This is a genomic window from Bradyrhizobium sp., assembly GCF_049512235.1.
GTDB lineage: Bacteria > Pseudomonadota > Alphaproteobacteria > Rhizobiales > Xanthobacteraceae > Bradyrhizobium.
The window spans coordinates 1-8,212 of sequence record NZ_JBEKXH010000294.1 but is presented as its reverse complement, the minus strand read 5'-3'; the positions used below and the strand labels follow the sequence as shown (position 1 = coordinate 8,212).

The 8,212-nt window shown below is 63.0% G+C and carries 11 protein-coding genes and 1 pseudogene; 8 read left to right on the top strand and 4 right to left on the bottom strand.

The genetic code is table 11. The features are described 5' to 3' along the window. The coding region (locus tag ABSG20_RS23660; RefSeq protein ID WP_423866930.1) for a hypothetical protein at positions 1 to 187 on the bottom strand (187 nt) is incomplete at its 3' end. Between ABSG20_RS23660 and ABSG20_RS23655 the strand changes: the two genes are divergently transcribed. Next, positions 186 to 776 carry an NADPH-dependent FMN reductase gene (locus ABSG20_RS23655; RefSeq protein ID WP_423866929.1) on the top strand — a complete coding sequence of 197 codons (591 nt, stop codon included), beginning with the start codon at positions 186 to 188 and terminating at the stop codon, positions 774 to 776. The two genes, ABSG20_RS23660 and ABSG20_RS23655, sit on opposite strands and share 2 nt — an antisense overlap. A gap of 1,117 nt (positions 777 to 1,893) precedes the next feature. Here the strand turns inward: ABSG20_RS23655 and ABSG20_RS23650 are convergent. Beyond that, positions 1,894 to 2,073, bottom strand: coding sequence for a hypothetical protein (locus ABSG20_RS23650; protein ID WP_423866928.1), 180 nt, complete (start codon positions 2,071 to 2,073; stop codon positions 1,894 to 1,896). Positions 2,074 to 2,229: 156 nt separating this feature from the next. Between ABSG20_RS23650 and ABSG20_RS23645 the strand changes: the two genes are divergently transcribed. After that, positions 2,230 to 2,661 (top strand): nucleoside 2-deoxyribosyltransferase, encoded by a 432-nt coding sequence (locus ABSG20_RS23645; RefSeq protein ID WP_423866927.1) that lies wholly within the window; start codon positions 2,230 to 2,232, stop codon positions 2,659 to 2,661. 133 nt (positions 2,662 to 2,794) lie between these two features. Continuing rightward, positions 2,795 to 4,102, top strand: a complete 1,308-nt coding sequence (locus ABSG20_RS23640; RefSeq protein WP_423866926.1) for a PQQ-dependent sugar dehydrogenase — start codon at positions 2,795 to 2,797, stop codon at positions 4,100 to 4,102. Positions 4,103 to 4,244: 142 nt separating this feature from the next. Here ABSG20_RS23640 and ABSG20_RS23635 read toward each other — a convergent pair whose 3' ends face one another. Together ABSG20_RS23635 and ABSG20_RS23630 are read right to left on the bottom strand one after the other, a co-directional pair. Continuing rightward, positions 4,245 to 4,415 carry a hypothetical protein gene (locus ABSG20_RS23635; protein WP_423866925.1) on the bottom strand — a complete coding sequence of 57 codons (171 nt, stop codon included), beginning with the start codon at positions 4,413 to 4,415 and terminating at the stop codon, positions 4,245 to 4,247. A 9-nt stretch (positions 4,416 to 4,424) separates the two neighbouring features. Further along, positions 4,425 to 4,658 (bottom strand): DUF6894 family protein, encoded by a 234-nt coding sequence (locus ABSG20_RS23630; RefSeq protein WP_423866924.1) that lies wholly within the window; start codon positions 4,656 to 4,658, stop codon positions 4,425 to 4,427. 543 nt (positions 4,659 to 5,201) lie between these two features. Between ABSG20_RS23630 and ABSG20_RS23625 the strand changes: the two are divergent. From ABSG20_RS23625 to ABSG20_RS23605, 5 genes and pseudogenes are all read left to right on the top strand, one after another. Continuing rightward, positions 5,202 to 5,576, top strand: a pseudogene (locus ABSG20_RS23625) (aldo/keto reductase); the annotation flags it as partial. 7 nt (positions 5,577 to 5,583) lie between these two features. Beyond that, positions 5,584 to 6,507, top strand: a complete 924-nt coding sequence (locus ABSG20_RS23620; RefSeq protein ID WP_423866923.1) for a PaaI family thioesterase — start codon at positions 5,584 to 5,586, stop codon at positions 6,505 to 6,507. 100 nt (positions 6,508 to 6,607) lie between these two features. Continuing rightward, positions 6,608 to 6,940 carry a nucleotidyltransferase family protein gene (locus ABSG20_RS23615; RefSeq protein WP_423866922.1) on the top strand — a complete coding sequence of 111 codons (333 nt, stop codon included), beginning with the start codon at positions 6,608 to 6,610 and terminating at the stop codon, positions 6,938 to 6,940. Continuing rightward, positions 6,937 to 7,440, top strand: coding sequence for a ribonuclease toxin HepT-like protein (locus ABSG20_RS23610; protein WP_423866921.1), 504 nt, complete (start codon positions 6,937 to 6,939; stop codon positions 7,438 to 7,440). The genes ABSG20_RS23615 and ABSG20_RS23610 overlap by 4 nt, the downstream gene beginning before the upstream one ends. Positions 7,441 to 7,558: 118 nt before the next feature. Then, complete coding sequence (locus ABSG20_RS23605) at positions 7,559 to 8,074, top strand: hypothetical protein (RefSeq protein ID WP_423866920.1); 516 nt, start codon at positions 7,559 to 7,561, stop codon at positions 8,072 to 8,074. Positions 8,075 to 8,212: the final 138 nt, after the last annotated feature.

Below are 8,212 nucleotides of genomic sequence, written 5' to 3'. Positions count from 1 at the left end.
CATCCGGCAGAGCTGCCATCGTCATCTGGGTGCTGTCGGCGGCGCTCGCATCCGATCCTATGCGGCCTTGCGACTGCCGGCGGCTTATCCCAGCTGGATTTTCCGCCGTCACGGCTATCGTGGTAAGGTTGGGGCCGAAGGCGGGCGCGGGGATAGCTGTCCGGAAATGATGGGGTGTGGATGCCATGACCGATCGCATTCTCGTGTTCTACGGCTCCTACCGGTCCGACCGCATGGGCATCCGCCTTGCGCATTTCGTCGTCGAAGGGCTGCGCGGTCGCGGCTGTGATGTTGAGCTGGTCGATGCCAAGGCGGTGGGCCTGCCGATGCTGGACCGGATGTACAAGGAATACCCCAAAGGCCAGGCACCTGCCGCACTGGAAGGGCTCGCGGGCAAAATCCGCGACGCCGACGGTTTTGTCTTCATCACTGGTGAATATAATTGGGGCATCCAGCCCGGCCTGAAGAACCTCACCGATCATTTTCTCGAGGAGTGGTTCTGGCGTCCCGCCGCCATTGCCAGCTATTCGGCGGGCCGCCTCTCCGGAGCCCACGCCGCGACCGCGTGGCACGGTACGCTCTCAGAGATGGGCATGGTGGTGATTTCAAGCACGATCGCGGTCGGTCCGATTGCGCAAGCCCTGTCCGCGGACGGCAAGCCGCAAGGTGACGGTGGACGGTCGCTGGAGCATGCCTTTCCACGTTTTGCCAATGATCTCTCCTGGTGGATCGAGGCGGCGAAGATGCAGCGGGCGAGGAAAGCACCACCGTATTGAGCTCCATCCGGCCCGCGCGGGCGCGCAATCGGCTCGCCATGGCTGTCAATGTCGATGAATTGGCGGAATACGCCGCCTCAGCGGCGGATGACGCAGTACTCGCTGCGAGGCCGGTAAGGTTGACTGGTTAGGTTAAATCGCGATCCCTGTTGTAAGTTCTCGGGCACCTCTTCAAGGTTTTAGCGCCCTTAGGAAGAGGACATTCCCATGTTGAAGATCATTCTCAAATTAATTGCCCTGGCCTGCCTCAGCGTTCCCCTCGGTGCCGCAGCTTACGTCGCCCTGGCATGGATCGGTTTCTGAGCCGCCTCGCACCGGTTTCACGGTGCCGATCGCAGAACGCAGTGGCGCAAAGATATCGTTGTTGGAGTCCAGCGATCGTATGGCGTGAAGCTATTCCGGTGCTTTTGCGGAACTACGCTGCGGTCGGCGCGTTCGCCCGATGGAGATCAAAATGACATTTTCGTTGGGTTCATATCTTTTGGGAGTTGGAACCATCGCCGGTGCGCTGGCTTTTGGCGTCGGCACCGGCGCGCTCATGACCAAATCCGCGTGGAGGGACACCGCCGCGGCATCTACGACCAGGGTCGAGCGCGTTGCGCGCTCTGAATCTATGCCTGCTGCCGCTCCGCAAGTGGCGGAGCCCCGACAGAATCCCGCGCCACCGCTTGAGGCCACGCCAGCGGTTCACCCCGATCCTGCTCCTTCAATTCAGCCAGAAACGCCCAAGGCGGATACCCGAAACGAAGCGGCCGAAAAGCAACCCGGACCGGCGAAACCAGGCGGCTCCACCAATCAACCGGAACAGAAGCAAGCTGCGCTGGAGAAGTCGGCAGAGCGCCGGGTCGACCGCCCGAGGCATTACACGGAGCGCAGGACGCGAAGAGCTCCGGTCGCGGTAACGAGGCCGTCGCAGTCAGACGAGCCGGATCAGCCTGAACGGCCGGACTTGGTGTACGGTCGCGAGCAGCCGCATCGTGGCTTCCTGGGGATCTTCAGCCCTCCATACGATCGGTCGGATAATATGAGTAGCGACAGATGATCGCGGGGCTCATGTATTCCTAAGGGGTCATTCTCCGACGTCATCGGCAATCTGCCGCGGCCCTCGCAGCGTCTGTTACGTTTTGGCGGTAGCCGCCACCTTCAGGGTGACCAAGGACAGCGGGTGGACGGCGTTGTCGGTGCCGAGATTTTGCGAGTAGCCATTGTCGGTCGAGCAGCCGAGGCTGCCAAGCAGCGCGCCATCTGAGTCGCTCGCCCAGCCGGGCACGCCGTTGTGATACAGCGTCGCGATCACCGCGCCTCCCCGGCGTGGCATAGCGCGAAGCAACCGCGGCATATTATCAATATTGAGCTGCCCTTGTGGTCGCGGCAAACTGTGACCGCGTTAATCTCGCGGGGATATTCCGTCAGCAAGATGGTGATATGATCCACATCAAGGATCGGAGGGATCATGAAAATCTATATGGCCGGCCCATTATTTTCGACCGCGGAACTTGCATTCAACAGGGAGCTTGCAAGCCTGCTTCGCAGGCGAGGGCACGACGTTTTCCTTCCGCAGGAGCACGAGCAGCGCAAAGACCTGCCCGCGGCCATCTTCGAGAGCGACCTCAGAGGTCTTGAATGGGCCGACGTGGTGGTGGCGTGCCTGGACGGGTCGGATCCAGACAGCGGAACGTGCTGGGAGCTGGGGTACGCCTACGGCAGGAAAAAACTGTCAATTGTGTATCGTACCGATTTCCGGCTGTTCGAAGGGACCGATCCCATCAATTTGATGATGAGCGAAAGCGCCGATCACGTGATCATCATGCCGATGGCACCGATCGCCGATCTCGCGGCCGAGATTGGAAGGCACCTCGATGATGAATCCAGCGTCACCAAGTAAGCTCCGGGCGCGCCATCTGCATTGTCAGCGCTATGGGAATGCGCTCCAGGTGCCGGTAAGCTCGCCCGTCGACGATGCGATTTTAAATCGCCTCGGCATCGGGTAGTGGGTGCGCGATCAACGGGGGAATGACATGAGCTTGTCCGGCATTTTTGCGCAAATCGTCGCGCTGATCGGAGCGGCCGCGCTGCAGTGGCGCCGGCTGCAGGGCACTGCGCCCGAGCCGGCCTGGGGCAGCGCGCCGGTGGTACCAGTGGCGAAGCCCCAAGGCGCACTCCCGACGCTCAAGATGCCGACGGCCAGGGGGTGGACCGATGGGCAGAGGCCGGTGGCGGCGTCGGGGCTCAAGGTCAATGCGTTTGCGAGCGGTCTTGAACATCCGCGCTGGATCCATGTGCTGCCCAATGGTGACGTCCTCGTTGCCGAGGCGACGCAGGTCCAAGGACCGGCCAGGAGCGTGTTCAGCTACGCGATGCAGGCGACGATGCGACGTGCCGACGCCCTTGGCGTTAGCGCGAACCGCATCACATTGTTGCGCGATAGGGATGGCGACGGCATCGCCGAAAGGCGCGAAATTTTCATGGAGGGACTGAACCAGCCGTTCGGCATGGCGCTTTTGGGCGACACATTCTATGTCGGCAACACCGACGGCGTGATGGCCTTCCCCTATACGGCCGGCGCCGACCGCATTACCGCGACAGGGCGGAAACTCTGCGACTTCAAGCCGGGCGGGCATTGGACGCGGAGCCTGCTGCCGAGCCCGGATGGCCGGAAGCTCTATGCGGGCGTCGGCTCGTCCAGCAACATCGCCGAGAACGGCATGGAAGTGGAGCAGGGCCGGGCCGTCATCTACGAGCTCGATCTGGCGGGTGGCGAGAGCCGCATCTTTGCCGGCGGCCTGCGCAACCCGGTCGGCCTCGCATGGGAGCCACGGACTGGCGTGCTCTGGACTGTTGTCAACGAGCGCGACGGCCTCGGCGACGAGACGCCACCGGACTATCTGACCTCGGTCCGGTCAGGAGGTTTCTACGGCTGGCCCTATTGCTACTGGGGCCAGACGGTGGACGATCGGGTACCGCAGGATCCGGCCGCGGTCGCCAAGGCCATCAGGCCGGACTACGCGCTCGGCGGGCACACCGCGTCGCTGGGTCTGTGCTGGCTGCCGGCCGGCACGCTGCCGGGCTTTCCCGAGGGCATGGCCATCGGCCAGCACGGCTCCTGGAACCGCAGCACGCTGAGTGGCTACAAGGTCGTCTTCGTGCCGTTCGCAAACGGGCGCCCGGCCGGGCCGCCGCGCGATATCCTGACCGGCTTTCTCGCCCAGGACGAGCGGGTTTCCTACGGCCGGCCGGTCGGGGTCACGCTTGGTCCCGACGGTTCCGTTCTGGTCGCCGACGACGTCGGCAATGTGGTCTGGCGCGTCACCGGCGCCCAGGGCTGAGCGAGCCGAAAAGCTGGTGATGGGAGAACCCGAACGTCCGTCTGCTGTGCCGATCTCTATCCGTGCGGAGGGATTGCGCGTTGGCGGGACGACCGATCTCGAGCCGTAGCGGAGCAGCCAATGTCAGTCGTCCTATTCCGCCCTACGCGCTGTAATCCCGGTGCTTGGCGTGCCACTTCGGGCCGGGTCCGCGCATGTAATGAAGCTCGGGCCGATAGGGAGCGCGGACCAACAGGATCAGCCGGTAACATCGCGCCATGATCGCGTTCAAGCACTGGTGAAGCGGCATCGAAAGCAGTTGCGTGACCGACACGGCGCCCTCTTAATGCGGTTTGCCGAGCAGGGAAGCGAAGGGCACGCAGAAGATCTCTTCGCCGTCATCGTCGCTGACGTGCAAGACCCAGCCGCGCCAATCTTCCGGCCCCGGCGCCGAGATCAGCGAGCGCATCACGAGAGCGGCGCGGTCGCGCGCCTCGGCCAGGTCGCTGACGGCGGCGCCGCGCCGATCGATCAGCGCGCCTTGACTGCTGGAGCAGTGGAAATAGACCTGAGCCATGTTCCGCCTCCTGCGGAAAGCGATGTGCAGGCTTGATGGATAGCAGGAGTCTGCGGACTGGAAAGTGAGATAGATCACCTAAGAGCCACACAATCTGTGGTAGCAATCACTTCTGCGTTTTCAAATAGCCAGCCAAATCCAATCTGAGATCGTCATCGCGATCGGCCGGGTCGCGCCAACACGGCGCCCGATGACAGGCTCCGCTAATTAAGCCATCCAGCCTGGCATCCGTCGAAGAAAGCTGGATGGCTTCGTCGCGAGGGCTCCTCGCCAAGAGGTCGCATTGCATTTCTTCGTACAAGCTTGCGTGCCCCGCGCCGCGATGCGCCCGGGCTTTATCTGTCAGTTCGAAGCGCAGGAAAAATTTGACCGGTCGGGCAAATCACCGGTATCTCGAATGGCTGCCAGGGCCTTAAGTCATCACGGCGGGGTGCCGAACGACTCTTATTCGATGGAGAAACGACGATGAAGAAGCGCAAGCTCGGTAAAAGCGGTCTCGAAGTGTCCGCGATCGGCTTCGGGTGCATGGGCATCAACTTCGGCTATGGCAAGGGCTTCCTGACCGGCGCCATGAACGAAAACACCAAGCTCGCGGCAGGCGATTTCCGCAGTCTTCTGCCGCGTTTCACGCCCGAGGCGATGAAGGCCAATCAGGCGCTCGTCGACCTGCTCGGCCATATCGCGAAAATGAAGGACGCTACTCCCGCGCAGGTCGCGATCGCGTGGCTGCTGGCGCAGAAGCCGTGGATCGTTCCGATCCCCGGTACCACCAAGCTGCACCGGCTCGATGAGAATCTCGGCGCCGCGAATGTCGAACTGACATCGGACGACCTCGCCGGGATCGAACGCGCCGCGTCTTCGATCACGGTCGAGGGCGAGCGTTACCCCGCGCATCTTCTCGCAACCACCGGCCGCTGAACGCGAGATGTCCGGAACATCCGATTTCAATTCTTCGTTGCCGTTTGACGAACTGGCACGGGCCATCAGGGGCCGTCGCTCCGTCTATGGAACCATCAGCGGACTTCGGCTCGACCGCACGGCTCCGGGCGAGGCCTGGTCAAGCCTGCCATACCGCCCGGTTTTCGTCGGCGATATCAGGACCGGCGTGCTTCACGGCGGCGTCGTCACCGCCATGCTCGACGAGAGCTGCGGCATGGCCGTCCAGCTCGCGCTCGATGGCAGCAGCGCGATCGCCACGCTTGACCTGCGCATCGACTATCAGAAGCCCGCGACGCCAGGCCTCGACATTCACGCGCATTCGGTCTGCACCCGCGTCACCCGCTCGATCGCCTTCGTGCGCGCGACGGCCTACCAGCACTCCGAGAGCGATCCCGTCGCCACTGCGACAGCCTGCTTCATGATTGGCGCGAACCGCACCAACATGCTCAAGGACGGTGCGATGGAGGATCGCGCACTGCCCGTGCTCGAAGCACCGGATGATCCGAGCGGCCCATTCGCCATCAGCCCGTTCGCGCGTTGTCTCGGCATCCGCGTCCGAGAGGATGACACGCTGGTCATGCCTTTCTCGCCAAAGATCATCGGCAACCCGATGCTGCCGGCCATCCACGGCGGCATCACCGGCGCCTTTCTCGAAACCACCGCGATTGTGGGCGTCACGCGCGAGCTCGGCGTCTCGGCGCTGCCCAAGCCGATCGGCCTGACCATCAATTACCTGCGCTCCGGCCGTGCCCTGGACTGCTACGCCAACGTGTCGATCGTCAAGCAGGGCCGGCGCGTCGTCGCTTTCGAGGCCAAGGCCTGGCAGGACGATCCCGCAAAACCCATCGCCTCGGCGTTCGGTCATTTCATGCTGAGGCAGACGCCTGAAGCCGATGAGGAGCAGGTTTGAAAGCCATGGACTCTGGTTGAGGGTCCCGCCGCTGCGCTTCCATGGAGGGATTGCGTGTCACGGCGGGACGACCGATATTGAGCCCCTGGCGGAGCATCCGATGTCGGCAGTCGTGACAGTTTCAGAACGGAAGGCTCGGGAGACCGAGCGGCTGCGGAAGGCTGCCGCCAGCATCGTCGCGGAATTGACCGGGTACGCCGCAGCCCATCATGGACGATACCTGGTGTTCGGCTCGGTGGCGACCGGTGCGATCCGACCCGACAGCGATTTCGACGTCGTCGTCGACTTCCCCGAGGACGCGGAACGGGCTGCGATCGCCGAGGTTGAAACCGTGTGCGCCAAGTATGGCGTTCCTGCCGATGTTCATTCGACCAGTACTTCCGGGCCCAGCTTCCTCAAGCGCATCTCCGGACACTGGAGGGAACTCAAGTGAGCGACGCCCGATGGGCTGATGTCGAGTCCGATATCGTCGCCGTGGCACTGCATTTCGGTAATGCCATGGAGCTGTATTCGCGGGGCGGGTTCAACATCGAGAACCACCTTGAAAGGTATGCTCGCGCCTATGCCCTGATGCACGCAATGCAGTCGGGGCACACTTCCGCCGAGGCGGCCATGCGACGCATTCTCGATATTCTTCGGGAAGACAGGCCTACGGGCGAAGATTGGCACACGGCGCTTATCGCGAGGCTTGCGAAGCCTCTGACAGGAGAGCATGCGCGGCCAGCCCTCCTCCCGCACGAAGTTGCAACCGATCTCTATGAGACGCTCGGATTTCGCCACCGGGCTATGCATAGCTACGGCGACTTTGATGTCTCAAAGGCCGCGCCGGCGATCGAGGCCGCCGCGAGGCTGAAGGACAGTTTGGCTGCGGCCGTGGCAAGCTTCCGAGCGGCGGTTGATCCGCCCGGCCCAAGACAAAGTTCAGGACCGTAGGGCAGGGGCCCTGCGGCCTGTTGTAATCCCGGCCGCGCAATCTATGGTAGCGGCCATTCCACGCCATCGTGGGAAGCAAACTTGCGGGCCTGCCGGGAAAGACTGAAGGAGCCGTGGCATGAACATGAGCCGTCTTGTGTCTGCCGCCTTGGCACTGCTCGCCGTCGCGGTGTGGTCGGCGGAGGGATGGTCGAAAACGGCGCGGCACGCCTGCGATGTGAATGACTGGGTCAGCGGACGGCTGGACAACTGGAAAAATCAGCTGGCCCATTCGACGCCGGAGGATCCGACGCCCATTGTCGGGACTTATGACCACAGCCACGCGGTGCTGCTGCCGACCTGCGCCAACGGTCCGCTGACCAACCAGTCCGAACCCGAAAACATCGCCGGCTATTTCAAGAGTTTTCTAAGGGATAGACCGGTGGTGACTTTCGACAAGCCGATCGTTGGCGGGGTCTGCGGCAACGCCTTCGCGTCCGGACTCTACAGCTTCAAACTGAATGGCGGCAGCGGCGCGACCTTGCGAGCCCGCTACACCTATGCGTTTCAGGGGCGGCGGGGCCTGATCATGCAGCACCACTCCTCGCTGGAGCCAAGGACGCCGGACCAGCAGTGCGCGGCCCATCAGGATTGAGCGCGCGGTGAGAGAATAGCGGTGGCGCCATCGACTTCCCCCAGCAATCATGGATGCCGGAAAAAGGCTTTCGGCGGCCTTCCATCTGCGATACCGCGCAAATACGTCCGCGGCGTCATGCCGGCTCCAAACCTATTG

Bases quoted from the DNA above. Each gene is read 5' to 3' on its own strand.
- ABSG20_RS23645 (WP_423866927.1), top strand. From the start codon at position 2,230: ATGAAAATCTATATGGCCGGCCCATTATTTTCGACCGCGGAACTTGCA.
- ABSG20_RS23640 (WP_423866926.1), top strand. From the start codon at position 2,795: ATGAGCTTGTCCGGCATTTTTGCGCAAATCGTCGCGCTGATCGGAGCG.
- ABSG20_RS23630 (WP_423866924.1), bottom strand. From the start codon at position 4,658: ATGGCTCAGGTCTATTTCCACTGCTCCAGCAGTCAAGGCGCGCTGATC.
- ABSG20_RS23605 (WP_423866920.1), top strand. From the start codon at position 7,559: ATGAACATGAGCCGTCTTGTGTCTGCCGCCTTGGCACTGCTCGCCGTC.
- ABSG20_RS23655 (WP_423866929.1), top strand. From the start codon at position 186: ATGACCGATCGCATTCTCGTGTTCTACGGCTCCTACCGGTCCGACCGC.
- ABSG20_RS23615 (WP_423866922.1), top strand. From the start codon at position 6,608: ATGTCGGCAGTCGTGACAGTTTCAGAACGGAAGGCTCGGGAGACCGAG.
- ABSG20_RS23620 (WP_423866923.1), top strand. From the start codon at position 5,584: ATGTCCGGAACATCCGATTTCAATTCTTCGTTGCCGTTTGACGAACTG.